Origin of the sequence: Pseudomonas sp. ef1 (assembly GCF_007293365.2) — a bacterium.
Classification (GTDB): Bacteria; Pseudomonadota; Gammaproteobacteria; order Pseudomonadales; family Pseudomonadaceae; genus Aquipseudomonas; species Aquipseudomonas siliginis.
Map to the genome: position 1 here is coordinate 3,880,774 of NZ_CM129815.1, position 25,346 is coordinate 3,906,119.

At 59.2% G+C, this 25,346-nt stretch carries 18 protein-coding genes; 4 read left to right on the top strand and 14 right to left on the bottom strand.

Going from position 1 to position 25,346, the window contains the following annotated elements:
• Window positions 1-5 precede the first annotated feature (5 nt).
• The 6 genes from glgA to FEE99_RS17710 form a co-directional block, all read right to left on the bottom strand.
• Window positions 6-1,592 carry a glycogen synthase GlgA gene (glgA, locus tag FEE99_RS17685; RefSeq protein ID WP_016774645.1) on the bottom strand — a complete coding sequence of 529 codons (1,587 nt, stop codon included), beginning with the start codon at window positions 1,590-1,592 and terminating at the stop codon, window positions 6-8.
• Between the two features lie 590 nt (window positions 1,593-2,182).
• Window positions 2,183-3,136 (bottom strand): D-2-hydroxyacid dehydrogenase family protein, encoded by a 954-nt coding sequence (locus FEE99_RS17690; RefSeq protein ID WP_041480978.1) that lies wholly within the window; start codon window positions 3,134-3,136, stop codon window positions 2,183-2,185.
• A gap of 12 nt (window positions 3,137-3,148) precedes the next feature.
• Window positions 3,149-4,195 carry an alpha/beta fold hydrolase gene (locus FEE99_RS17695; RefSeq protein ID WP_041480977.1) on the bottom strand — a complete coding sequence of 349 codons (1,047 nt, stop codon included), beginning with the start codon at window positions 4,193-4,195 and terminating at the stop codon, window positions 3,149-3,151.
• Window positions 4,196-4,281: 86 nt separating this feature from the next.
• Window positions 4,282-4,716 carry a YqaA family protein gene (locus FEE99_RS17700; RefSeq protein ID WP_041480976.1) on the bottom strand — a complete coding sequence of 145 codons (435 nt, stop codon included), beginning with the start codon at window positions 4,714-4,716 and terminating at the stop codon, window positions 4,282-4,284.
• The gene (locus tag FEE99_RS17705) at window positions 4,716-5,162 is read right to left on the bottom strand and encodes a DUF411 domain-containing protein (RefSeq protein WP_041480975.1); all 447 of its coding nucleotides are present in this window, start codon (window positions 5,160-5,162) and stop codon (window positions 4,716-4,718) included. Before FEE99_RS17705 ends, FEE99_RS17700 begins: the two co-directional genes overlap by 1 nt.
• Window positions 5,163-5,401: 239 nt before the next feature.
• Window positions 5,402-7,393 carry a methyl-accepting chemotaxis protein gene (locus FEE99_RS17710; RefSeq protein ID WP_041480974.1) on the bottom strand — a complete coding sequence of 664 codons (1,992 nt, stop codon included), beginning with the start codon at window positions 7,391-7,393 and terminating at the stop codon, window positions 5,402-5,404.
• A 353-nt stretch (window positions 7,394-7,746) separates the two neighbouring features.
• Between FEE99_RS17710 and FEE99_RS17715 the strand changes: the two genes are divergently transcribed.
• Window positions 7,747-8,274: a hypothetical protein gene (locus FEE99_RS17715; protein WP_024012886.1), complete on the top strand. Its 528-nt coding sequence runs from the start codon at window positions 7,747-7,749 to the stop codon at window positions 8,272-8,274.
• A gap of 45 nt (window positions 8,275-8,319) precedes the next feature.
• Here FEE99_RS17715 and FEE99_RS17720 read toward each other — a convergent pair whose 3' ends face one another.
• Genes FEE99_RS17720 through FEE99_RS17740 form a run of 5 tightly spaced genes read right to left on the bottom strand, consistent with a single transcriptional unit; the run spans window position 8,320 to window position 15,369 of the window.
• Window positions 8,320-9,255, bottom strand: coding sequence for a GNAT family N-acetyltransferase (locus FEE99_RS17720; protein WP_041480973.1), 936 nt, complete (start codon window positions 9,253-9,255; stop codon window positions 8,320-8,322).
• On the bottom strand, window positions 9,224-10,534 hold the full coding sequence (locus FEE99_RS17725; RefSeq protein ID WP_041480972.1) for a phenylacetate--CoA ligase family protein: 1,311 nt from the start codon (window positions 10,532-10,534) through the stop codon (window positions 9,224-9,226). Before FEE99_RS17725 ends, FEE99_RS17720 begins: the two co-directional genes overlap by 32 nt.
• Before the next feature lie 43 nt (window positions 10,535-10,577).
• Window positions 10,578-12,980, bottom strand: coding sequence for an aldehyde dehydrogenase family protein (locus tag FEE99_RS17730; protein WP_041480971.1), 2,403 nt, complete (start codon window positions 12,978-12,980; stop codon window positions 10,578-10,580).
• Between the two features lies 1 nt (window position 12,981).
• The gene (locus tag FEE99_RS17735) at window positions 12,982-14,112 is read right to left on the bottom strand and encodes a LuxE/PaaK family acyltransferase (protein ID WP_041480970.1); all 1,131 of its coding nucleotides are present in this window, start codon (window positions 14,110-14,112) and stop codon (window positions 12,982-12,984) included.
• A 9-nt stretch (window positions 14,113-14,121) separates the two neighbouring features.
• Complete coding sequence (locus FEE99_RS17740) at window positions 14,122-15,369, bottom strand: MdfA family multidrug efflux MFS transporter (RefSeq protein WP_041481086.1); 1,248 nt, start codon at window positions 15,367-15,369, stop codon at window positions 14,122-14,124.
• A gap of 357 nt (window positions 15,370-15,726) precedes the next feature.
• On the opposite strand from FEE99_RS17740, the gene FEE99_RS17745 reads away from it, so the two are divergent.
• A complete protein-coding gene (locus FEE99_RS17745; protein ID WP_041480969.1) occupies window positions 15,727-15,915 on the top strand; it encodes a hypothetical protein in 189 nt (62 codons plus the stop codon).
• A 9-nt stretch (window positions 15,916-15,924) separates the two neighbouring features.
• On the opposite strand, the gene FEE99_RS17750 is transcribed toward FEE99_RS17745, so the two are convergent.
• Entirely contained in the window at window positions 15,925-16,302 is a 378-nt protein-coding gene (locus tag FEE99_RS17750; RefSeq protein ID WP_041480968.1) for a fe2+ zn2+ uptake regulation protein, read from the bottom strand.
• 242 nt (window positions 16,303-16,544) lie between these two features.
• Between FEE99_RS17750 and pvdQ the strand changes: the two genes are divergently transcribed.
• On the top strand, window positions 16,545-18,887 hold the full coding sequence (gene pvdQ / locus FEE99_RS17755; RefSeq protein WP_041480967.1) for a bifunctional acylase PvdQ: 2,343 nt from the start codon (window positions 16,545-16,547) through the stop codon (window positions 18,885-18,887).
• 53 nt (window positions 18,888-18,940) lie between these two features.
• Here pvdQ and FEE99_RS17760 read toward each other — a convergent pair whose 3' ends face one another.
• A complete protein-coding gene (locus tag FEE99_RS17760) occupies window positions 18,941-19,942 on the bottom strand; it encodes a FecR family protein (RefSeq protein ID WP_041480966.1) in 1,002 nt (333 codons plus the stop codon).
• Window positions 19,943-20,095: 153 nt separating this feature from the next.
• On the opposite strand from FEE99_RS17760, the gene FEE99_RS17765 reads away from it, so the two are divergent.
• Window positions 20,096-20,365 (top strand): PepSY domain-containing protein, encoded by a 270-nt coding sequence (locus FEE99_RS17765; protein ID WP_041480965.1) that lies wholly within the window; start codon window positions 20,096-20,098, stop codon window positions 20,363-20,365.
• A gap of 70 nt (window positions 20,366-20,435) precedes the next feature.
• On the opposite strand, the gene FEE99_RS17770 is transcribed toward FEE99_RS17765, so the two are convergent.
• Window positions 20,436-24,881 carry a dermonecrotic toxin domain-containing protein gene (locus FEE99_RS17770; RefSeq protein ID WP_237143772.1) on the bottom strand — a complete coding sequence of 1,482 codons (4,446 nt, stop codon included), beginning with the start codon at window positions 24,879-24,881 and terminating at the stop codon, window positions 20,436-20,438.
• Window positions 24,882-25,346 lie beyond the last annotated feature (465 nt).

Below are 25,346 nucleotides of genomic sequence, written 5' to 3' on the forward strand. Positions count from 1 at the left end.
CCTGGTTATTTGTGGCTGGCTTTACCCAACGCCTTGGCGACCAGTTGTTCGTAAAGTTCGGCGTACGGTTCAACCGCTTTGCTCCAGTTGAACGGTGCGGCCATGGCACGGCAGCGCATGGCGTTGAGCAGTTCCGGAAAGGCGAAAACCTTGAACGCGCGGCTCAGGGCTTCCTTGTAGCTATCAACGGTGGACTCATCGAAGAGGAAACCGGTGACGCCGTTTTCAATGGTGTCGGCCAGGCCGCCGGTGTTGCGCGCGACCGGCAGCGAGCCGAAACGCTGGGCGTACATCTGGCTCAAGCCGCAAGGCTCGTAGCGCGACGGCATCAAGAGGAAATCGCTGCCGGCGAACATGCGTCGGGCATCGGTTTCGTTGAAGCCGATCCGCACGCCGATCTGGCCTGGGAAACGCAGCGCCAGTTCACGCATGGCTTGCTCTTCCTCCGGCTCGCCGCGACCGATGATCGCGATCTGACCACCGTTCTGCACGATGAACTCGGACACCGCTTCGGTGAGGTCGAGACCTTTCTGATACACCAGTCGCGAAACCACGGCGAACAGCGGACCGGTAGAGTCATTCAGGCCGAACAGCTCACGGACATGGGCGGCATTGACCGCTTTGCCTTCCCAGTCGCCGATGGCGAACGGGGCAAACAGGTGCGGGTCGGTCGCCGAATCCCAGCTCTCGTCGATGCCGTTCGGGATGCCGCTGAGCAGGCCTTGCTGGGTCTTGGCGGCAAGGAAACCGTCGAGGCCGCAACCAAAATCAGGCGTGGTGATTTCCTGCGCATACGTCGCGCTGACCGTGGTGATATGGCTCGAATATGCCATGCCGGCCTTGAGGAACGACATCTTGCCGTAGAACTCCATGCCTTCCTGTTGCAGGGCATGGGTGGGAATCCCCAGCTCCGGGCAGGAACCAAGGCTCGTCACGCCCTGGTAGGCGAGGTTGTGAATGGTGAACAGCGTTGGCGTGCGCTGCCCGCGCCAGTGCATGTAAGCGGGCGCGAGGCCAGCCGGCCAGTCATGGGCGTGCACCAGATCCGGGCGCCAGTGGATTTGCGCAAGATTGGCGGCGATGTCGGCAGCGGCCAGGCCGAGACGGGCGAAGCGGATATGGTTGTCCGGCCAGTCGCGACCGTTGTTGGCGCCGTAAGGGCCGCCTTCACGCTCGTAGAGTTCAGGGCAGATCAACACGTAGATCACCAGGCCATCGGGCATGTCCATGCGCCCGATCTTGCAAGGTGGCAGCGCGGCGTGGCCACCCAGCTCGCCGATGATGTGAATCGGGTTTTCGCTGTGCACCACCTGCGGATAACCGGGAATCAACACCCGCACGTCATGCAAGTGGGCCATGGCCCGAGGCAGGGCGGCAGAGACGTCACCGAGGCCGCCGGTCTTGACCAGATCGGCGATTTCCGAAGTCACGAACAACACTTTTTTCTTGTTGGGATTCTGGCTTGCTACCGGAGCAAGCGTCTTGGTGCCGGGTACGTTGATCTGTCGGCTGCCGGGAACACTGATGGTGCTCGATTCTCCAAGCGACTGGTGAGCACGCTCTCCCTGAATATCCAATGCCGCACTGATCATATGTATCTCCCGTGTGTGATCTGATTCTTGTCTCGAACAAGCTGTTTCGTGGCCAAGTCCTGTGGCCGGGCGCAAAGGCGCCACGCATCGGTGAGCAAGTGCTGACCCAACACGCGCAAGCAGAATGGGTGGTGAGGCCGTTGCAAGGATTACACCAGTCGCTTTCGCCCAGTTGTTCTGATGACCTGTGGCGTGAAGCAAAAGTTTCGACTTTTTTTCGTCGGTATGACCGAGTGGTTTGGCCACTGAAAAATCAGTCTAGGCCAGATCCTAGAGCGGGTTAGGGCAAATGGGTAAATTGTTCGACAATCGGTTGTGTCGGGATGTTAGCGAGGGTTCAGTAGGGAAAACGCTCCGACGAAGGGCATGTTTTTCGGTCGGAGTGTGCCAAAACAGTGACTGGGCAGTCACGGTTTTGTGCTAGGGGATGGGCGAGTTGCACCGTTGTGGTGCGAGCGTATTGCAGAGTGGTATCTGAGATGACTTCTTCGCGAGCAGGCTCGCTCCCACATTGGACCGCGTACAACCTGTGGGAGCGAGCCTGCTCGCGAAGAGGGCGGTTGAAGCAACTCAACTTTAAAGTGATGGACTCAGTTCAACAGACGCACCGGCTCCCCAGCTGCCCAACCCTGAATATCCTCGATCATCTGCCGGAAGAACTGCTCGTAATTCTGCCGACTGACATACCCCACATGCGGCGTGGCGAGGACATTGTCCAGCGTGCGAAACGGGTGCAGGGCCGGCAAAGGCTCTTGCTCGAACACATCCAGCGCCGCCCCGGCAATGCGCCGTTTCTGTAGCGCCTTGATCAACGCCGCTTCATCGACGATCGGCCCGCGAGCGGTGTTGACCAGCAGCGCGCTCGGTTTCATCCAGTCCAGCGCCTGGGCATCGACCAGACCGCGACTGCGTTCGCTGAGCACCAGATGCACCGACAGCACGTCCGCCTGTTCGAACAGTTGCTGCTTGCTGACGTACGTCACGCCGGCCTGTTCAGCGCGTTCGGCGGTGAGGTTTTCGCTCCAGGCGATCACCCGCATGCCGAACACCTGACCGAATTGCGCGACCCGCTGGCCGATGCTGCCCAAACCGAGAATACCCAGCGTCTTGCCGTGCAGATCGCCGCCGAGGCCCTGCTGCCACTGGCCGGCCCGCAGGGCATTGGCTTCCTTCACCAGATCACGGGTGGCCGCCATGATCAGCGCCCAGGTCAGTTCCGGCGCGGCGTGTTTGTAGCTATCGGTGCCGCAGACCTTGATGCCCAGCGCTGCAGCGGCCGGCATGTCCAGCGCCGCATTGCGCATGCCGCCGGTGACCAGCAACTTCAGATTGGGCAAGCGCCCGAGCAAATCGGCGTCGAAGCGCGTGCGTTCGCGCATGACGCAGATCACCTCGTACTTGCCAAGGCGCTCGGCCAGTGTGGCGTTGTCGGCCGGGTAATCATGCACAAAGGTTACTTCACCGATGCCCTCGAGCGCGGACCAGTCGACCACGTCGCGGGCCACGTCTTGCCAGTCATCGATCACTGCAATCTGCACCGTCATCGGCTTGCCTCATCAAGGAGCGGAAGGAGTCTTGCCCAGCCAGCCAAGCAGCGTCTGATGGAATTTCTCCGGTTCTTCCATTTGCGGCGCATGACCCATGCCCGGGAATTCAATCAGCGTCGACTGCGGAATCAGCTTGGCGACCTGTTTGCCAAGCACCTCGTAATGACCGATTTTGGCTTTCACTTCCGGCGGCGCGAGGTCCTTGCCGATGGCGGTGGTGTCGGAGGTGCCGATCAGCAACAGGGTCGGCATCTTCAGGTCTTTAAACTCGTAGTACACCGGCTGGGTGAAGATCATGTCGTAGATCAGCGCCGAGTTCCATGCAACCTGGGTCTTGCCCGGACCGTTGCTCAGGCCGGCGAGCATGTCGACCCAACGATCGAATTCCGGCTTCCAGCGGCCGTCGTAATAGGTGGTGCGCTCATAGTCGCGAATGCCCTTGGCCGTGACCTTCAACTCACGCTGATACCATTGATCGACGGTGCGATACGGAACGCCGAGGGCTTTCCAGTCTTCCAGACCGATCGGGTTGACCATTGCCAGTTGATCGACCTGCTCAGGGAACAGCAGCGCATAACGGGTAGCGAGCATGCCGCCGGTGGAGTGGCCGAGCAGGGTGGCTTTCTGAATGCCCAACGCCTTGAGCAATTGCTGGGTGTTGGTGGCCAGTTGCTGGAAGCTGTATTGATAGTGCGCAGGTTTGCTGGACGTACAGAAACCGATCTGATCCGGCGCAATCACGCGGTAGCCGGCGTCGCTCAGGGCTTTGATCGAACTGTCCCAGGTCGCTGCGCAGAAATTCTTGCCGTGCATGAGCACCACGGTGCGGCCGTTGGCCTTGCCATTGGCGGCGACGTCCATGTAGCCCATTTGCAGCTTCTGGCCTTGGGATTCGAAGGCGAAGTGTTTAAGCGTGTAGGGGTATTGGAAACCTTGCAGCTCCGGGCCATAGGCAGGCCCTTCGGCGGGGGCGGTTTCAGTGGCCGCGTGCGCCATTAATGGCAGGGCAGCGCTGAGGACGAGGCCGGGCAGCCAGCGGGAAAGCGTGACGGACATTGGCACAAACTCCTTGAAAATTGGCCGACTCTGGAAGGCGGGGATTACGCCGACGTTAAACAAAGGCAATCACACTGAGGGTTGGTTCAACCTAGCCAGCCCAGTGTCAGCAAGGCCAGCACGCCATAGCGCGCGCCTTTGGCAAGGGTGACGATCAACAGAAAGCGCCCGAGCGGTTCGCGCATGACGCCGGCAATCAAGGTCAGCGGATCGCCGATCACCGGCAGCCAACTGAGCAGCAGCGACCAATGCCCATAACGCTCATAGTGCTTGCGCGCCTTGGCCATATGCCGCGGACTGACCGGGAACCAGCGTCGATCCTGAAAGCGCTCGATGCCACGGCCCAGCCACCAGTTGACCAGCGAGCCGAGTACGTTGCCCAGCGTCGCCACCGCAAGCAAACCCCACAGCCAGTAACGCTCGCTAACGATCAAACCGACCAGCAGCGCCTCTGATTGCAACGGCAACAACGTTGCCGCACCGAACGCAGCAAAGAACAGACCGAAGTAAGCCGCACCCATCAACGGGCCGGGTAGTCCGCCACCACCACGTCGGCGCCGTCCTTCTTCAGACCGATCACTTGGTACGCATCGCTCATGCCGTCCATTTCCATGCCCGGCGAGCCCATCGGCATGCCTGGCGCTGCCACACCCAGCAGATCGTCGCGCTTGCTCAACGCAAGCACCTGATCGGCCGGCACATGACCTTCAACGAATTTGCCATTGATGATCGCGGTGTGGCAGGACGCCAGACGCGGTGGTACGCCGTGCTGCTGTTTAAAGCTGCTCATGTCGCTTTCGACGTGATCTTCGACTTTGAAGCCATTGGCTTCGAGATGGCTGATCCACTTTTTGCAGCAGCCGCAATTGGCATCGCGGTGCACTTCGATCGGGATCAGTTCGGCGGCTTGCGCCAGGGAGGAGATGAACAGGGCGCTCAGGGCGAGCAGACGCAGTTGGCTTCGCATGGGAATGGGCTCTCGACTCGGTGAAGGTCAGCAAGAACGCATTTTGACCGGTTTTTCCATCCCGGCATCAACTGAGTGTTTCCAGTTGCTACAAGACAGCCGAACCAATGTGGGAGCGAGCCTGCTCGCGAATGCGGTTGACCAGCCGCAGATACAGTGACTGAAAAATCGCTTTCGCGAGCAGGCTCGCTCCCACAGGGGATTGGCGTAAAGGCCAAATCCCCGTGGTCGCGGTTGGCTCAACTGACCTTGAACCGCCCCATGATCGCGCTCACGCGGCTATTGGCTTCGAGCAACTGGCGGGTATTGAGCTCGCTGGCCTGGCCGCTCTGCACCAGTTCATCGACCATGTGGCGAATCTGCACCATGCTGCGGTTGATCTCTTCGGTCACTGCGCTTTGCTGTTCGGCGGCGGTGGCGATCTGCGTGCTGAGGCTGTTGATGTGGCTGACCGAACCGGCCATTTCGTCCAGCCCCGAGTTGACTCGGGCGGTGGCGTCAGCAGCGGACTGGCAACTGGCCTGGGTGTTTTCCATGGCGCTGACCGACGAACTCACGCCTTGGGTCAGACGGGTCAACATTTCGTTGATTTCCGAGGTACTGGCCTGAGTGCGGGCGGCGAGGGCGCGGACTTCATCCGCCACCACCGCAAAGCCGCGCCCCTGTTCACCGGCCCGGGCCGCCTCAATCGCGGCGTTGAGGGCGAGCAGGTTGGTCTGGCCGGCAATTGCGCCGATGACCCCGAGGATTTCGGTGATGCGCTGGGCGTCCTGCTGCATGTTTTCAACTTTGTGTGTAGCGCTGGCCACTTCGTCGATCAGCGCGACCACGCTGTTGGTCGCTTCACCCACCACGACGCGCGAGCGGTCTGCGTTCTCATTGGCGCGTTGGGTGAATGCAGCGGTTTCAGCGGCGTTTTGCGCGACGCTTTCAGCAGTCGAGCTCATTTCGTTGATGGCGGTGACGGTCTGATCGGTTTCCGAAGCGTGACGCAGCAGAATCTGGCCGGTATGTGCCGAGGTGCGCTGCAGGTTGTCGAGGCTGGAAGCCATGGCGCCGGTGGCTTGGGTGACTTCGCCGATCATGTTCTGCAGATAGGCGATGAAGGTGTTGACCGAGTGACCGATGGCGCCCAGTTCGTCTTCGGCGCGAATGGTGATGCGGCGGGTCAGGTCGGCGTCACCGCTGGACAGCGAGTCAATGTTGGCCTTCAGCGCTTTCATGCGCAGCACCAGTTTGCGAATCGCGTAAACCTGCAACAGCACCAGCAGGATCACCAGCGGAATCTGGATCAGGCTGAGGCTATGGAGCACGTCATCGCGCTGGGCAGTGAGCATCTTGGTCGGCAGGGCGGTGGCGAGGAACCACGGTGTGCCCTCGATAGGGCGCATGAAGAAGGTGGCGTCTTCACCGTTGTTATCGAACTCGACGCGTTGCGCTGTATCGCGACTCTGCAGGCCGGTCTTGATCTGATTGATGAAGGTTGAGCTGGCCGCCAGTTCGCTGATGTTCTTCAGCACGATCGGGCCGCTGATGCGCGAGCTGTTGCTGATGATCTTGCCGTCCGCCTCGACGATGAGCATTTCGGCGTTGAGGTCTTTTTCCTTGCGCGCCACCAGGTCGTTGAAGAAGCCCAGGGTCACGTCGATGGTCGAAACGCCCCAGGCGCTGCCGTTCTTGTAGATCGCCATGGCGCAGTTGGTGCGCGGCTCGGCACTGGCGTCGTCTTTATAGGCAGCGGCCCACGCGCACTGGCCGCGCGGAGTGGCCATGCCGCCCTTGTGCCAGCTCTGGTCGTAATAGTTGGGCGCCGCATCGCTGTTCCAGAACGTATTGACCTTGAGTTGGCCAGAGGCGTCACGGTGCCAGAAAGTGCTGAATTTGTTGCGCCCGGCTTCACGCTGGCCCGGTAACGGCCAGATGCCGCCGCCGAAGACTTTCAGCTCGCCGTACTGATCCACCAGCCCTGGCAACACCGTGTCGATGGCGGCGCTGTCTAGCAGTGGGATGGTCTGGGTGATGCTGCGTTGCTGCGCCTGGACCTTGTTCAGTTCGCCCTGAATCTGCACGGCGACTTCGGCGATGCGGTTGAGCACGACCTTCTCTTCGGTATCGCGCAGGGTCGGTGCCACCAGTTGGCTGATGCCGACCACGGTCAGTACGGACAACAGCAGGATGAACAGAATCAGAAACAGCGTGTAGCGAGCCTGAATAGTGCGCAGTGCGGGCATGGAACTGATCCTTGAGCGGCTTTTTTGTTGGAGGGCAGGAATAAAACAGGGCGGGTATCACAGCGTATCGTCGTTGCGGGCCGAAGCTTTAGGTGCTTGCGCGCCGAAACAACGCTGGGCGATGACCGGTTGGTATCGGGATGGGTACAAACCCCCGGATCGCCACGTTTGTTACATCAAGATGACGGCTCTGAACCAATGTTTACGGGATGCAGGCTTGTGTCACGAATGTACGAGATTTGTAAAAAAGCGCACAAAAGACTTGGTGCGATCAGGCGCATCGGCCGATACTCGCGCCCATTCAATTGGTTGGAACAAGGACATTTCATGCTCATCGCACAAGGAATCCTCGCATGACGATCGGTTATACCGGCGCCTGGGAAAGCAAGGCGGGCGTTATGGTCCGTGATACCGGCGCGAAAAAGCAGGTTTCGCAGAGCGTCAAAGTGCAGCAGATGCTGACGCTGGTCGGCAACGATCCGAATGCACTGAATGTCGCGGAGATGGATAAGCAGGGTTTGCGCAAGCAGATCAAGGGCTTCGACCCGGCCAACGTTTCCGTCAAGCAGTTGGGCAACCTCAGCGAATTCCTGCGCGGGCGCGGCCTGATTTCCGAGATCACCTCGATCACTTTGCTCAATGCCGGCGACAAATTCGACCGCTTCGGCGTGCAGAAAGACCCGGAGGCGAAGTTCAACGCGCTGGAATATTTCGCCACTCAGCTCGATGCCATCCAGACCAACAGTCTCAATGGCAATTACTACGGCAAGAGCCTGATCCCCGAATTCAAGAAAGCCATTTACGTCCTGCAGAATCTCAAGACCTATGGCGAAGGCAATGCGGCAGTTCCGTCCGACAAAGGCCTGAAGGCAAAGGCGTAACGTCTGCTGATGATGCCCGCTCATCCGTGTGCGGGCTCATGCTGTTTACGCCGCCGGCACGGCTTGCCGAGTGATGGGACGTTGTGCGTGGTCATGCAACTGCTGCATGTGCGGACAATGCAATGTCAGCCTGCGCGTGCGGTAGCCACGATGAAACAGCGCGAGCCATCCCCCTCGATTGTCCTGTGCAGGCGCCAGGCCGGTGAAAGCAAAACCGATGGCATTCAGACTGTGCAGATCCACGGCAAACTGTCGCGAAAGCTGTAGACGAATCGAAACCAGCCAATGCCCGGGCAGTGATCGCAACTGGTCGAGCAGTTCCGGATTGAGTTTTTCCAGCCACATTTCATGGCGGCTGCCGTGCTGCTGGACCTGAACCGAAGCTCCGCGCCAGCGTCCTGCATCAGCTCCGACGCCGAACACAGCGCTCAGACGCTCCATCAAGGGGCGGCAACTGGCTGGCCATGCCTGTTCTGGCAATGGCCGTTGATAGCCATCGATAGCACGTACACCCAACACGATCGACTCGGGTTTTTTACAACCAAAGGGTGAGCGGACATAGTCCGGCAACAATCCAGTGTTGTGAAAACCGAGGTTGATAGCCATGCGTTGGGTGTAAGGGTGATGGGTGACCTGTTTGATCGAGACGCTGCGACAACCCAACGCCTGCGCATGAGTCAGCAGTTGTCCGCCCAGCCGCGTGGCAATGTTCTTTCCACGGGTATCGGGATGTACGACGCTCAAGGCCAGTTCGGCATCGTGCGAGCTTTCGCTCTGCCGATACAAAGTGGCATGGCCAAGAACCCGCTCACCCTCCACTGCAACCAGTGAATGCCAGCGTTTGTCGGCGTGGTTCTGATTGATCAGGCAGGGCATGTAAACGTCGGTTTGCACGTAATGATCACCGTAGACCTCTCGAAACAGCTGGCTGACGGCCTTGGCGTCGGTGTCACGGTAATTGCGCAGAATCAACGACTCCATCACGCACCTCCCTCTCGTCCGGGCCATAGCAGCGCAAGTCGACGATCCGCAGGCTTTTCCCTGCGCGAGGATGGCGCGCCAAATCCTCGAACCGGCAACTCTGGATGCGCAGCTCCAATAACCGCTCAGCCCGCAGTTGCGCGATCGGCGGGTACAGTTCGATCAAGCGGGCCTCAAGTTTCTCGTCGATGAGCGCCGATCGTTCGATGACTGCGTATTTCAACGTCAACACATCTGCGCTATTGGCTTGTTCGATCAGCAATTGCCAATCGTCGCTGCCAGTGATGCTCCGTACGCTTTCGCTGATTTCATCGGTCATCAGCGACAGAATGCCGACCCGCACACGCTGGCTATTGCCGCTGCGTCCTCTCAGGGCGAATTTGCGTCGTGCAGTGCCCGACGGTTCGCGCCAGCACGCAAGATCTCCGACGGGATAGCGGATCAGCGGCATCAAGCGGCGATGCAGATTGGTCAATACGAGCAGACCGGTTTGATTGCAGGCCTCGATCGTTGCGCCGCTGTGCTGATCGACAATCTCCAACAGGACGTGACCGTCGGGTGTGCGATGTTCTCCTTCGATGCAGTCAGGATGACTGGCGCCAATGAATCCGCCATCGACGCTGGCGTAGCCGATCGAGGCAATGCGCGCGTTGGGCAGCACTTGCTCAAGGAACTGGCGTTGTGAGGCAAACAGGCTCTCCCCTCCATAAAGCACGCTATCAACCAGGGGCAACGTAAGGCCGCGTTGTTTGAGCCAACTGGCGAAGGTCAGTAATTGCGCGGGCACGCCAGCCAGTACATTGATTCGATGCTGTTCGATGGCATCGGCCAACTTCGGCGGATCGACCTCACCGGTAAACGGAAACTCGGTAACAGCTGTTCCAGCATGGGCCAGTGAATCGTGGATAAACAGAAAACTGGCGTAGAGGTCGCCAGCGAAGAACAGATTGGCGACACGGTCGCCGGGGCTGAATTGCTCGCTCAGACTGCGGCCGAAAGCTTCCACTGTGCGTTGCCATTCCGTGCGGGCGTACACGGAGAGCCTGCCGCCGCCGGTTGATCCACCGGTCTTGAACACCAGGGCGTGGGCAATGGAGGCCGTCAGAACCGGCCATTGCATCAGATCCGCGCTGTCTTTCCAGAAGTCTGCCGGATCAAGCAGTGGCAATTCGCACAGTGAACTTATCGCCTCGGGGATGTTGGCGAGACTGTTCTTGTAGTAGGGCGAATGCTCACGGGCGAAACCCGTTAATTCGCTAATCGAGTCGGTTGTTTTCACGGTGTGTTCTTCTTGATTCGAATGAGCCAGCTCACGGCAAGCGTCAGCGGCGGGAGTCAATGACCAGCGGCGTCTTGCCGCTGTGTTTGTTTCGAGCGAAGTGTTCGGGCGAGCATTGCTCGATCTGCAGCACCAGCAATCCGCTGTCGATGATGGTCGTCAGGGTCAGGTAATCGGCGAGACGTGTTTCAACGGTGGCGGCTGTTAGTTCGCAATGCAGTTGCATGCGCTCGACGCCCTCGGCGCTGTGGTCCAGATGCAACTGAAACGGCACTTGCAGCCGTGACGCCAATTCGCTCAGGGAAATGAAGTCGGTGCCGATACGCAACAACTTGCCGTGGCGTTGCAACTGTTCAAAGCGGGGCGACTTCAGCCCGCAGGCGCAGACGCACGGGAGCCAGCGTCCGCTGTCGCCAATCTCATAACGCTGCACGCGCTGACCACCCTTGCGGGCGAGCGAGGTGACCAGCAGCCGGCCCACCTGATCGTCGATCACCGGCACATCCTCATCGAACGCGACAATCTCCAACTGCTGGATTTCGCTCATCAGATGGAAAACCCCATCCGCCGAATCCTCGCAGGCATGCCCAAGCGGACCGGCGTCGACGCTGCCGTAAATCGCCGAGCGAATGGTCGAGACGCCACAACTGCGCAGCAATTCACGGTTCTGCTCGCTCAGGTGCTCGCCACCGAGAAAGACCTTTTCGACTCCGGCATAAGCACGCAGACGCTCCTGTTCATTGAGAAACAGACGATGCAGGGTGCCGGGCATACCGACCAGCACGTTGACCCGTTGGTCGATGATCAATTGGGCAATCTCCCGATAATCGTCATCAGCAGGTGCGGCCATGGGCAGGTGCGTCACCTCGAGCAGTTCCAGCGCTTTGCTGAAGCTGAGAAAGCCGCCGTACAGCCCGCCACAGAAGAACAGGTTCATGACTCGGTCTTGTGCTGGATCCAGACCGGCAGCGAACAGGCCATCAGCGGTCGCGCGCATCTGCCGATCAAAGTCGCGATAGCTGTAGCCGGCCAGAGCAGGGGTGCCGCTGCTGCCTCCGGAGCGGAAATACAACTGCGCCTGATCGTTGATGGGCTGGGCGACGAAGGCTTCTTTGTCCATGATCGCAGCGCACGGCGTCGCCGCTGATGGCGCTGGATCGAGACTGGCCTGATTCGGCAGTTGCGTGGCCGCCAGACTCACCGATACCCGTCGACTCAAACGTTGCAGCGCATAGACGCCATCATGGGGTTCGCCCTCGTACCCGTCGTGAATGTTGCCGATCGGTGCGATCCGCGTGACTCCGGCAGCGATCAACGCATGGGTAAGCTCGACAATTTGCGGTTGTGCGCATACCAGCGCACAGCTTTGCAGGACGTTGCGCCACGGCAGCAGAGTGGCGGGCAGCAGCGCCTGCGGCACCGGGTGCAGCAATACGCTGCGAAACAGCGGCGAAGGTGCGAGTTGCCGATCATGGCTCCAGATCACCCGCCAGCCCGGGCCATTCCACACTTGCCCGGTGTGACCGGCAAAACTCTGACCGAGGCGGGCCATCTGCGTGTGCGTGGTAATTTGCGCAGCTTCCTGGCGTGTCGGCACCAGTGCCGGCCACTGTGCGGCGCGTCGTTGCAGGGCCTGCGCCAGGCGTTCACCGATATCGCGCAAGACTTGCGTGTCGTCGCTGTCCACCAACAGCCATTGCGGGCTGGAGCAGGCCTGCTGATCCAGTCGGCAAACTTCGTCGGCGACGGCATCAAGCGCCTCTGGCGTAGACGATTCCGGGGTGAGATAGACGAAGCTGATGCGGTGCCCCCAATCGATCCAGCGACAACCCGGCACCAGCTGTTGCCGAATGGCTTGCAAGGCCGCTTCGCCACCCCACGCCGCGACACCATTGGCAGATTTGCATAATCGGCCGATCTGCTCGGTGTTCGCTGGAACCACCGCCACGTGGCCGGCCAGTTGTCCGCTCGCATCGCAGTTCACCAACGCCCGCAACAGTCGCGCCGTCATACCTTGATCGCTGCGGCTGGGGCGCAACCAGTTGACGTTGCCGGCGAGCAGACTTTCCACCACCGCGCAAAAGGCCAGCAGCGGCGCGTTGGCCGGGGTGATGTGCACCACCAGCCCGAGCGGGCGCCAGGCTTCGAAGCGCGGCAGGCGATAATCGATACGGCGCAGGGAGTCGGCAGCGATGCCGAGTTCGCGCTGGCGTTTGATCGTCAAGGCTTCAGGTTGGCAGAAATCGATCAAGGCCTGCCGTTGTTCGCTGTCGAGGGGCGGATCCATGCGCGAGTCACGCAGCAGCTGGGCAAAAACAGTGATCGCCGTGATGACCGTGCTGCTGTCTAGTGACGTCGCCAAGCGCTGGGGCAACTTGTGTTGCAGGTCTTGCAGCGCTTGGTCGAGGCTGTAAATGTCGTGCAGTTGTCCATTGATCAAATACATTTCAGTGACTTCCCAGTAATTCGGCGGCGGCCATCGCGCAGCTTCTGCCGGCCGTGGTGCCGGCGCGGCCGTGCAGTTCGAACCAGTCGCTGGTCAATGCACAGCCGCAACTTGCGCCCGGGTGCAGCGTGGCAAGGTCGCTCATGACCATGGCATGCGCCGGGCTGGATGAGATGTAAGGCGAGACGAAGCCGAGCAGGCCTTGTTGGCCATAGGGCAGCAGGGAAAAATCCGCCGGATCGCGAATCAGCACCCGCGAATACACCGGCACATGAAAGCGGTGACGGGCGCATTCGATGTAAGGCACGGCGTGTTCGACAGCGCCGTAACCGTCGCGGCAGCGGGCGGGTTCGATGCCCAGTTGCCGATGGATATGGGCATAAAACTGTTGTTTAGGAATTTCCTGCGCAGCCTGGGTTTTCCAGCCGCCGCCAAAAAAGGCCAGCGAACCGGCGGGCAATTGCACATCCTGCACAGCGCTAGCCTGCATGCGTTGCAGGGTCTGCCAGAGAAACGCCGGGAAGCCGAAAATCCGTACCGGCAAACCTTCTTCAGCGAATGACTGCAATGCGGCGATGACACCGAATACGTCGAACTGATGGCCGCTACCGGTGTTGCGCAAGGCGTAAACCACGCGATTCACCGGGGCAAACCAACAGAGAAACTGGTCGGTAAACGAAGTGCCGAGCGTAATGTGACCCTCGGGTTCGTAGCTCAGCAGCAAGTAGTTGCACGGCGTATCCGGAGTGTCCCAACCGTAATGGCGAAAGATCTGCGCAACCATGAACTGCGCCCGCGCCAGGCTGCGTTCGTCGTAACGCATCCGGCTTTTCTGTCCGCTGGTGCCCGACGAGGTCAGTTCCAGGGCGTCTGCGCCGGTGCTGCTGAGCAGCAGGTGTTGCTTGAAGAAACTGGCAAAGATCGGCGGCAGACGTGACCAGTCATCAAGACTGTCGAGGTCTTGCGGTGCCAGCCCATGGGCGTTGAGCCAATGGGCGTAACCCGGGGTGTGATCGCAGTGAAAGCGGCTGATTTCAGTCATCGCCCGATCAAACAGACCGGGCGCGGCTGAATCCGCGCAATAGGGTTGCTTCAACGCGCACAGCGCGTCGGCATAGGGTAGGTGAGTCATCAGTGTTCCTTACTGAGGCGAGGCCACATCAGCTGTGGTGGTTTGCAGGAGCCGGTAAGCCATGGGCAGGCACATCAGCCCGCCGAATGCGGCCCAGAGAGCGAAGTATTCAAGACGGCTGCCGCCACCGATGGCCGCAATCAGCGAACCGCCAAGTCCCATGACGGCGATCGAGATCATGCCGGTCAGCGCCGACACCAGGCCTTTGCTGTCGTCACTGGCAAACAGTGCCAGGCGATACACCGCCGCGTTGCTCATACCCAGCCCGACGGCGTACAGCGACAGACTCGCCACCACCGGTCCAAGCCCCGCACCGAGCAATGCGCACGCGGCCAGAAACAGAAGGCCCAGACAGAAAGGCCAGAGCGCCAGTTGAATCAATTGCGTCAGCGAATGAGTCCGCAGCAAACGGTCGAGAATCAGATTGCCGGCAATCACCGCTGAGAAAACCGGAATCTGCCACAGGCCATATTCCAGCGGCGGCAGTTCCAGCACCCGCACCAGCAGCAACGGTGCCAGGCCTATCCATGTGATCAGGGGCAGACTCATCAGGCCCAGCGCCAGACTGGCGCAGAGAAAACGCGGATTGCCCAGCAGGGCGCCATAGCGCCGTGAAGTGCAACGCCAGGAGAAGGGCACACGGGGTGTTCGATGACCATCGCGGCGCTCGACGCCTACGGTTTCCGGCATCCACAGCAACAGACCGAGCCAGACCAGCGCTGCCGTGAATCCCAGCAGCAGAAAGATTTCTCGCCAGCTCAGCCATTCCAGCAACAGGATCCCCAGTAGCGGCCCGAGCAGCGGCGATAACAACGCAACATTGCCGAGCAACGCCATCAGCCTGACGGCGTCCGCTTCACAGAACACCTCCTGTAGCGCCGGATAGCTGACTGCGACGACAAACCCCAGACCCATGCCTTGCAACAGCCGCAACAGGTTGAACGCTTCGATACTGTCGGTGAAAAAAGCTGCCGCGCACGACAATCCGAACAGCGCGCTGCCCGATAACAACAGTGGTCGTCGGCCGTATTGATCGGACAACGGGCCGAGTAACCATTGCAGGCACACGCCACCCAACAGATACAGGTTGAAGGCATGGGGAACATGCCGTACGTCCGCGTCGAGGTCGGTGGTGACATCCAGCATCGCTGGCATGATCACATCGCTGGCCATGTAAGTGAGCAGTTCGAAAGCGGTCAGCGCCAGACAGAAACCCGCAACCTGTCTGGGGCCGATATTGATAAGTGTTCTCTGCATGAACATCCCTGTTTATGAGTTATAGGAAGTTCGCAGAGCCTAGGCGCAGACGCACAGCCGACCTAGCCGTTTGCTGCGTCAGCAGATTTCAAAAACTTACGACATGTTTAAAGGATTGGCGCGGCGCGAAAGCTGTTTACCTGGTTGCCATTGCGGCGAAAACAACGATGCCCGCGTCAGTGCGGGCATTGTTTGCGCTGGATCAGGGAGGGCGGGCATGTCTCAGGGTTGGGTGCCCATGCAGCCAAAAAACCTCAGGGGCGGTAACATGAGCACCCGTTTGCCCCGGCGCATCCCCCTCATCCGGGAAACGCTCGGCGCGCAACCGGCTACATTTCAATGTTTCAGGAAACCGCAATGACCCAGAAGCAACGCTTGATTTATTCGATTCTGATCGCTCTGTCGGTACTGGCGATCATGCTGGGCCTGTCCTGGCTGCAGAATGCCGGCATGATCACCGAGAAGACTTTCCAGTACGTGGCAATCGGCGTGGCGGTCGTGGTGGTCATCATCAACGGCGTGATGCGCCGCAAGGTCAAGCCCTGAAGGCGAGCCTCATTCGTGGTTGAGGACCGCCGCAGCCTGTGGATGCAGGCTGTAACTCTTGTCGGCGTTGAAGGTGATCACGCCTTCGGCGCACAAGCGTTTAAGCACTTCTCGCACGCTGAGAAACGACAGCGGCACGTCCAGATCGAGCAACTGGCTATGTACGCCACGTACGCCCAGGCGACGATTGCTCTGTGCCGCCACGAGCAGCGCGTCGATGACTTTCAGGCGAATCAGGCTGGTGCGCAGGCCGAAACTCTTCAGTAGCACGCGAATACGCTCATTGCCCGGACGCTCGCCGCGCTGGGTGAAATTGCCAGAGTGCGAACTCATGGAAACGCCCTGTGGCGTCTGGCTACCGTCCGTTGGTAGTTGCGAGTTGTACATGCGATTACTCCTTTTCAGAGCCAGATCGGGAAAGGTTTTGTTGCGCTCTCTAAACAAGACGTTTCAGCACGACAAATCATGAAAGAAAAGATGTAGAAATTTCGTCGCTAATTCGTCCTGGGCGCGTGATGACGACTAATCTCGTTGCGCGGCGCATTAAATTTTTTCCTTCAGCATCGTCTATTCGACAGGCTCATGTCGCGTGGACGCGTGGGTAATTGACCTTTCGATCAGGAGCGAGCGTGATTATTTCCAGGCAACTCACCGGGCTGGCCCTCGCCGCCAGCTTATTCGGGCTGTGCTTCTCGGCCCATGCACTAGGTCCGGCTGCACAGACCAGCGCGGAGATCCGCCGCACCACCTTTGGCGTACCGCACATCCGTGCCGAAAACGAACGTGGCCTGGGTTTCGGCATCGGCTACGCCTACGCCCAAGACAATCTGTGCCTGCTGGCCAACGAGGTCGTCACGGTCAACGGTGAGCGCTCCCGCTACTTCGGTCCGGAGCAGTTCACGGTCGAGCAACGGGAAAACCGCGTCAGTGACGTGTTTTTCACTTGGCTCAATACCCCCGAGGCAGTCAAATCCTTCTGGCAGGCGCAGTCGCCCCAGGTGCGCGACCTGGTTGAAGGCTATGCCGCCGGCTACAACAGCTATCTGGCCGAACGCCGTCAGCAAGGATTGCCGCAGCAATGTCAGGGTGAATGGGTGCGAGATATCAGCGCTGAGGATCTGGTCAAGCTGACGCGGCGTCTGATGGTGGAAGGCGGGCTGGGCCAGTTCGTCGAGGCGCTGGCCGGCGCCGCTCCTCCGGAAGCCACCGCGCAGGTCAAACAAGACGCCCGGGCCTACCAATTGGCCGATGCACGTCAACAGCGTTTCGCTCTGGATCGTGGCAGTAACGCGGTGGCGGTCGGCAGTGAGCGCTCGTTCAACGGTCGTGGCATGCTGCTGGCTAACCCACATTACCCTTGGATAGGCGGTCTGCGGTTCTATCAGATGCACCTGACGATCCCCGGAAAACTCGATGTCATGGGCGCCGCTTTGCCGGGTCTGCCGATGATCAATATCGGCTTCAACCAGCATCTTGCCTGGACCCACACGGTCGATTCGTCGAAACACTTCACGCTCTATCGTCTGCAACTCGATCCGAAGGATTCGACCCGTTACCTGCTCGACGGCAAGTCGCTGCCATTGAGCAAGCAGACGGTCACTGTGCAGGTCAAGCAGTCTGATGACCAAGTCGTAGCGGTTAAGCGCGACGTTTACAGTTCGCAATTCGGCCCGATTGTCCAATGGCCGGGCAAGCTCGACTGGGACAAGCAGTACGCCTACAGCTTGCGCGATGCCAACCTCGACAATGATCGGCTGCTCGGGCAGTGGTATGCGATGAACCGGGCCAGTAATCTAAAGGAGCTGCAGGACTCGGTGCACAAGATACAGGGCATTCCCTGGGTCAACACCCTGGCGGTGGATGACAAGGGCCAGGCCTTGTACATGAACCTGTCAGCGGTGCCGAACGTCAGCGCCGCCAAACTGGCCAAGTGCAGCGACCCGAGCATTGCTTTGCGCATGATTGTGCTGGATGGATCCAATAGCGCCTGTGCCTGGGATATCGATCCTCAAGCGGCGCAAAAGGGTATTTTTGCTGCCAGCCAATTACCGCAGCTGTTGCGCAAGGACTTCGTACAGCATTCCAACGATTCCGCTTGGCTGGCCAACCCCGCGCAACCGCTCACCGGCTATTCGCCGCTGATCAGTCGTGACGGACGGCCGCTGGGCATGCGCTCGCGGTTCGCTTTGAATCGCTTGAGTGAGCTGGACAAAAAAGGCCCGCTGACCGTCAAGAATCTGCAGGACATGGTCATGGACAATCAGGTGTATCTGGCGTCGCAGGTCATGCCGGATCTGCTTAAGTTCTGCGGATCCGACCTGGGCAGCGATACGGCGGCATTGAAACCTGCCTGTGCCAGCCTTGAAGCCTGGGATGGGCGCGCCAATCTGGACTCGGGGCTTGGTCTGGTGCACTTCCAGAATATCATGCAGGCGACGCTGCTCGAGTCACCGGACATTTGGCGTGTCGCGTTCAATCCGGCAGATCCACAAAACACCCCGCGTGGCTTGGCGGTCGAGCAACCGGCCGTCGCCAAGGCGCTGCGTGAAGCAATGCTCGCCTCTATCGCGGCGACTGACAAAATGGCCTTGAAGCCGGATTCGCGCTGGGGCGATATCCAAGTGGTCAGCAGTGGCAGCCAGCAAACGCCGATTCACGGCGGGCGGGGTACGCTCGGCATCTACAACGCCATGCAGAGCGTGCCCCGTGATGATGGCAAACTTGAAGTCATCGGCGGCACCAGCTATCTGCAAGTGGTGAGCTTCGATGAAAAAGGCCCGCACGCCCAAGGGCTGCTGGCGTTCTCGTTATCCAGTGATCCGATGTCGAAATACTCGCGGGATCAGACTGAAGCGTTTTCGAAGAAACAGTGGAGTGTCCTGCCGTTCACCGAACAGCAGATCCAGGCGGATCCGCAATATCAGGTGCAGACGATCAAGCAGGATCAGGCAGGGAAGGTGGCAGCGCAGTAAAACAGTCACAGCTCGAAACAAACGAAGGCCGCTTCCCGCAAGGGACGCGGCCTTCAGCTTTTCGGCGGGCGTTGCGGCATCGAATTGATTACCGGGTTGCCTTCCTTGTTGCGCGTCAAATAGACCGGCAGCACTTTCGGCAGGCTGTTGGCGAGGTGGTTCATCTCTTTGATGTTGTAGACGCCGCCCACGCGGATCGCGCCGGTATTGGTGTCGGCCAGCATCAACGGCTTGTCGAGGTAACGGTTGATCAGCGGCAGGGCGTCGTGCAGCGCAAGGTTGTCGAGCACCAATCGGCCGCTGCGCCAGGCCAGCGAAGTATCGCCAGGGTAGGTCTGACTGATTTGCGGCGCGTAATCGCCATGCCGGTAGCGCGCCTGCATCGAGGGACTGAGGCGCAGACCGTCGCCAGGCAAGTCGCGATTGCTGCTGACCAGCACCGAACCTTCGATCAGATTGACCCGCACCTGATCTTCGTACATCCACACATTGAACCGCGTACCGGTCACGCGGATCTTGCCGTCGCCGGCGCGAACCACGAACGGATGAGACGCGTCATGGCTGACATTAAAAAACGCCTCGCCCTTGTTCAGGGTGACGCGACGTTCATGTTTGTAATTGCTGAAGCTCAGGTCGGTGTGCAGGTTGAGTTCGAGCTGGCTGCCGTCACTCAGGGTGATCTGACGCACACTGTCGGTGGCGGCGTAATGCTGATAACTGTTGGGCACCCAGCCCAGACTCCAGCCGCTGTAAGCCGCGAGTGGCAAGGCGAGGGCGCAGGCGCCAGCAATGACCGCGAACTTGCGCCACGAACGCGAAGGCTTGCGTTGCGCGGCGAGTGCCTCGGGCTCGGTTCGAGGCAGATCTCCGGCGACTTCCCAGATTTCTTGCATGGCTTCGTATTCGAAGGCATGCAAAGGATGTGCAGCGTGCCAGGACTCAAATGCGCGACGCTCCTCGTCCGTGCAGTCAGCGGCGTGCAGACGCATGCACCAGTGCGCGGCGGCATCGGTGATCGCATCGTATTCGGCTTCCGAGAGAGTGTCTTGGGTCATTGACTCGTCCTGATTTCGCTCATTCTAACCTCGCCGGCAGGCTGCCGAGAACATCCGTCATGGCATTTACCCATCAACGCGGAACTTATTTTTCCCTGTGGCGCCCAAAAAAACAGGAAGCAACTGCCTACTATCCATAAATGGAGTGAAAAAATGATCAAAAAGACATTCGCAGCCCTGATTGCCACTGCCGGTCTGCTCAGCGCCGGTGCCGCTCTGGCGGATAAGCCGGGCGCAGGCTGGATCACCATCGAAAAAGCCATCGAGGTCGCCAAGACCAAGGCCGGCTATGTCGAAGTCTATGAGATCGGCGCCGACAATGACGGCTACTGGGAAGGCGAAGGGCGCAAGGCTGACGGCATTGTCTACGAGTTCCGCATCGACGGCGCCTCGGGCAATGTACTGCGCGATCAGAAGGATTAACGCACCGTCTCACTCGTTGATTCTTGGCATGAGCAATGCGCTGGCGTTACGCCGGCGCATTTTTTTGTCTTCACGCCAGCGCTTGCGAGGATCCCGCCTGATCTGCAACCGGCGCCGGTAGCGGCATGGGCGCCGGAAGCGGGTCGAGCTGGCGGCCCAGTTCGCTGATGAGCAGGGCGATCGAGTCGGCGTTGGCGAGCATCACGTCGACCCGCGCATCTGCTGAAACAGGACTGCGAAACGCTCGGCGCGCGTCTGCAAGGTTTGTGGTTTTGGTAAGGCTGAGGATTTTCAGGTAATCCGCGGCATGCGTCGGCATTTTGTCCAGATCGGTCCAGACGTGGTTATCGGATTTCACTGCAAACAGGTGCGAGAGATTGCCGTAGCGCGACAATAACCTGCGATAACGTTCAAGCGAGTCCTTGACCGCTTGCCCCTCTGCCGTCGTCGTGTCGATAAGGTCGAGATAAGGCCCCATGGCCTGGATCGTCACCAGATCTTCGCTGTCGCAAACCAGATGCGAGAGTTCATGGATAATCGTTACCGCGCGTGCGTGTGAATCAACATTGAATCGAGGAGGCAGATGGGCGGTGTATTTGTCCATTCTGGGATTGAAAAAAACCTCGGTGAGATGAATTATTTTTTGTTTGTCCTGTTTGAAAACGAAAGCAACGGTATTGGCGCTGCCAGGCCCATTCAGACCAGTAAAGAAGCGCTCGGTGTAGAGCAAATCATCTTTTGGGTTCGTCAATTCCTGGCAGACAGGAATGATCACTTTCTCGAGTTTTGTGAGCAGCAAGGGCGTTACCTCATGCACCTCGAAGAACTCCTTCAAAACCCTCTCCAGCCGTGTGCCCGCAGGGTGGCTGCGCTGTGTAACGTAGTTATGCAGGCAGTTGACTGCGTATTCTCTTGCACGGTTTACGGCTTGCTGTATCACGAACGCCCTGGCCGGATAGCGACGGTGGATCTGGGCCATGCCTCTGGCCTGGATATACATTTCTATTGAGCGGTTTTCCTCGACTTCATGTTGAGCAGGGTCACGACGTTTTGATCGGCAGCGATGAACCGGCTGGCTGGCGCTTGCAACAACCAGACGGGCATTTTTCTCTTCGAGTGCCGGCCCCTGACTGCCGTCTTTTTTGCGCAAATACCAGTTTTTTTCGAGCTGGACTGCCGGATATACCTTGCCGGCAATGGCGGCGTATTTTTGCGTCGTTGACGAATCCCCATAGACCAGCTTATTGGCATCAAGCTTGAGGGATTCCAGCGCCGTACTGCTTTCAAAGGGCTGCAAATCAATCCGAGCGGGCGTGACGGGCGACACCTTTGCCCAGCCAGAAGCGACTTGCACCGTTGTGGCTGTACCCGCAGGTGCTTGCGCCTCTGCGGCGAATTCGGAGCCGGCCGTTTCTGCCTCGCTTTCCCATGACAGACGTCCCAGGCTGAAGAGGGTAATCGCCCCTGCGATGAAGCTTTTCAGGGCATTTGCCCAGTGGTGATCCTGAAGGCCTTCGGCGGACGCCTTGAAGTCCTGGTAGCTTCGCCACAGAAAAAAACCGGACGCGAGTTTGCCCGGTAGCAAATATGGCACCAGGCGCACGCCGTGACTGAAGAGAAACTTCACCGCTTCCCAATCCGCTTGGCCATTGATCTGTGGCTGGCTGCGCAACAGTTGCGGCAGAAGACGCAGAGTGTCCTGGTGAAACCGCTCGAGCACGTTGCCATTGATGGGCGCGCCATGAAGAGTGATTTCACTGTCTTTGCCGATCGTTGTTTTCAACAGACTCTTGAATATCGCCTGCTGAGCTTCAGGCAGACGCCGGATGATCAAATCCTGGAAGTGCCCGGGGGTATTCAGTGCTTCGATCAGCTGCGCTTCGTTTTCGAATTCGCGAAACACACACCTGGAGTAAGGCGCATAGAGGATCCGGGGGCCTGTTTGCCCTGCGCCCGGACCGAAGACATACAAACCGAGTGTGTCGACGCAATCAGCGCCTGGAGTCTTGATCAGCGATAGGGGACAGGCGATGGCTTGAGCGCCCTCGACCGCAGCGCGCGCTATCGCGTCAGGCATGTCGAGGACCTGGCAAATGTAGTCATAGCCGGTATCCGAGAGCTGTTGTTGCAATTTCATCGAGTGGGCGTGTTGCATCAATTGCCAAGGCAACTGGCGCAAAAACCGTTCTTTGCTGGTGCGAGCAGACGGGCTGTCGGCTGACAGCGCTTCGGTGACTTTCGCGGTGTAGGTGGTAGCAACATCGAGAGATTGCAGTAATTGCCGTACCGCGGCCTGGGCAAACTCTCTTGGTAGAGCCGTGGCCGTTGTCGAGGCGACTTTGAAACCGCTGCCCTGCACGACGTTGTAGTGATGCAAGGCAAATTCCAGCAAGTCGCAGGCAGGGCCGGCCAATATCAGGTTGGGGGTAATCCGGATGTCCTGTGGCTTGAGCCCGTTGCCTGGAAATCGCGCGTCGAGCAGGGTTTTGAGGCTCTGCTCGATATGCGTGGCCAGCGCCGGGACCTCATCGAGGAAATCCTTGCCATCGATGAACGCATGCCGCAGTTCATCCAGCAGCGCGAGTTGCGTGCGTTGCTCCGTCGCCGAGGCCATGCGCAACCAGTCCGGGTAATCCAGATGACGCGAAAGGGTTCGTGCAAGATCGATCGCGCGTCGCAGGTTGGTATCGATGACAGCAATTTTCATTTCATCAAGGAAGCTCGCCAATGTCTTTGGCTCCTTGATGCAAACTCGCAGCAGTTCACATTCCGCCAGGAACTGTTCAATGGCAGATTGCATGCGGTCTCGGGAGACACTGCCATTAATCAATTGAAACTCGCCCAGGGTGTATTGCTGGTCCAGTCTGTGTTGCGCCTTTGGCAGATTTTCCAGCAGCGTGTGACTCTGGTTATTGTCGTCCAGCCGTTGCTGCAATTGCTTTTGCGCATTGGCGATGTCGTCAAACAGCTCCAGGCCCAGGGCCGGTGTCCAGAGGATGGCGCGCCCGGAATGTTTCACGTCCATGCCGCCGCGCTCGGTCAGCAGCACGCAGTGAGCGAGCGGCAGCGCAGCGTTGGGCTCGGCCCCGCTGAGGGTCAGTGACCAGGCATCGGGGCGAAAACCATTGAGTGACTGGCGGTCCCTGCGTGTCGGGTGCCTGGAATCGAACACGGTGTCGACGATCTTTCGTTCCGCCTCCAGCCATGACCCGCTGAGGCTGCGCAGGTACGCCTCACCACGCAGGCCGTCTTCGAATGCCTGGGCCAGTTTCCACAGAATGCCTTCGAGAAAGACGCGCTGTTCGGCGCCGTGCGCGGTCGGCTGGTCTTTGAAGTGGCTGGTCAGATTATCCAGCGTCCGTCCCAGAAGTGTCGCCTGCTGCGCAGCCTTGTCTGCCTGCACGAGTGACGATGGCGGTGTACTGGTAAACAACGGCCGGGTACTCCAGCGCTGATTGACGTCGAGCTTGAGCAGCCGTTCATGAATCATTGAGCGGATATCCAGCGCCTTGTCGAAGAGCGCATGGATGTCAGTGGTGCGCTCGCTCTGACGAAAACGCTGCAGAACGAATTCAACGTTCTGACGTTGCTTGGTGATGATGGCCTCAAACAGCGTGGTCATGATCTCACCGCCAATGTTTTCCCCGGATACCTGCGCGTTAGCGAAGCCAAGGTAACGATTGCGCTCTTGCAGATTCATCAGCCCGTAGAGTTCGTCTTCGTGTCCGGCAGCCCGCATTTTCGCAGTCAGTGTCTGTTTGAGATCCGCGTAGTCGGCGAGTACCTGCAGGCCCTGGCTGGGCGTATAGAGATAAGCCTTGTCGTGATTGATCATCAGCGAACCGGCCAGCTCGACACAGGCTGTATCTTCACTCAAGCACACGGTTTCAAACGTTGGCCGCCGTACCGCAACGGTTGGCTCGCGTACCAGGCTGTGCAGGGCGTCGAACTCGCTGGCGGTGAGGATCTGCGTTTCGCGCTTGATCATCAGATCCGCGCGCGCCTGATCCTGCAGCGTCTGGCTGAAGAAAGTACGTCTGGGCGAGCCCGCGAATGAAGCGCTGTTCCAAAACACCTCAAGCTGTCGAAACAACAGCATGGTCAGTTTTCCCGATGCCGACTTGATCGCATTGGTCCAGGCCGACTGATCGTCTTCGTGTACCGAACGGCCAGGATGGGTAAACTCTACGACCTGACCGTGGGGCCAGCCCTGACGGTGAAAGTGCACCAACAGCGCTTCAGTCAGCGACAGCGAGTCGACCCACTGTTTTCCATCCGAAGTAGTCACCGAATAGAAACCGACCCGGGTAAGCGATTGTTGCACCGCGCCAAAATGCGCTTCGAGCAGTTCGTCGAGAATCTTTTCCAGCAGCGTTGCAAGGGATGGCAGGCGTTTGAGTTCGTCCAGCAAGTCACGGGCGCACCTCTCCAGAGAGTCGCCGATTGCCAATTGCTGGTCCTCGAACACATCACCTTCGATGGTTTCGCAGGTCAGGGTGATACTGCGTTTTTCCACCAGTTCCTTGCGCAATGAAACCGAGAGGAAAGCCAGCAGATCATCGTTTTCCCTGGCGTTGTCGAGGCGTTTCTGCAGGGCATCAGTCAGGGCTTGCCGGTCAGCGAATTTTTTCAGGCCATCGTAGGGCGTATAGAGAAACACGCCGTTGTCATCCGGCCCTGCGCTGAGTATGAAGCTGCCTGCCAGCGGCACGGCCAGTTGCTTGTCGGCGTTGAGCAGGATGCGTTCGGCCAGCATTGGCGGGGTTTGCTTGTTGCGCAGCGATTGCGTAGCGAGTTGCGCATGTGCAAGCCAGTCGAAGTCTTTGCTGTTGAGACCGTGTGCCGGACCGAGGTCAGCGTGCAGGCCGGGTGAATCGAATATCACTGGAAACAACAGCGGGGCAGTCGGGATGGACATCATTGCAACTCTGAACAGGGCGCCATTGGGCTGGAACTCAACAGTAAATGCGCAGAGTGGAGC

Bases quoted from the DNA above. Each gene is read 5' to 3' on its own strand.
- glgA (WP_016774645.1), bottom strand. From the start codon at position 1,592: ATGATCAGTGCGGCATTGGATATTCAGGGAGAGCGTGCTCACCAGTCG.
- FEE99_RS17690 (WP_041480978.1), bottom strand. From the start codon at position 3,136: ATGACGGTGCAGATTGCAGTGATCGATGACTGGCAAGACGTGGCCCGC.
- FEE99_RS17695 (WP_041480977.1), bottom strand. From the start codon at position 4,195: ATGTCCGTCACGCTTTCCCGCTGGCTGCCCGGCCTCGTCCTCAGCGCT.
- FEE99_RS17700 (WP_041480976.1), bottom strand. From the start codon at position 4,716: ATGGGTGCGGCTTACTTCGGTCTGTTCTTTGCTGCGTTCGGTGCGGCA.
- FEE99_RS17705 (WP_041480975.1), bottom strand. From the start codon at position 5,162: ATGCGAAGCCAACTGCGTCTGCTCGCCCTGAGCGCCCTGTTCATCTCC.
- FEE99_RS17710 (WP_041480974.1), bottom strand. From the start codon at position 7,393: ATGCCCGCACTGCGCACTATTCAGGCTCGCTACACGCTGTTTCTGATT.
- FEE99_RS17715 (WP_024012886.1), top strand. From the start codon at position 7,747: ATGACGATCGGTTATACCGGCGCCTGGGAAAGCAAGGCGGGCGTTATG.
- FEE99_RS17720 (WP_041480973.1), bottom strand. From the start codon at position 9,255: ATGGAGTCGTTGATTCTGCGCAATTACCGTGACACCGACGCCAAGGCC.
- FEE99_RS17730 (WP_041480971.1), bottom strand. From the start codon at position 12,980: ATGTATTTGATCAATGGACAACTGCACGACATTTACAGCCTCGACCAA.
- FEE99_RS17735 (WP_041480970.1), bottom strand. From the start codon at position 14,112: ATGACTCACCTACCCTATGCCGACGCGCTGTGCGCGTTGAAGCAACCC.
- FEE99_RS17740 (WP_041481086.1), bottom strand. From the start codon at position 15,369: ATGCAGAGAACACTTATCAATATCGGCCCCAGACAGGTTGCGGGTTTC.
- FEE99_RS17745 (WP_041480969.1), top strand. From the start codon at position 15,727: ATGACCCAGAAGCAACGCTTGATTTATTCGATTCTGATCGCTCTGTCG.
- FEE99_RS17750 (WP_041480968.1), bottom strand. From the start codon at position 16,302: ATGTACAACTCGCAACTACCAACGGACGGTAGCCAGACGCCACAGGGC.
- FEE99_RS17760 (WP_041480966.1), bottom strand. From the start codon at position 19,942: ATGACCCAAGACACTCTCTCGGAAGCCGAATACGATGCGATCACCGAT.
- FEE99_RS17765 (WP_041480965.1), top strand. From the start codon at position 20,096: ATGATCAAAAAGACATTCGCAGCCCTGATTGCCACTGCCGGTCTGCTC.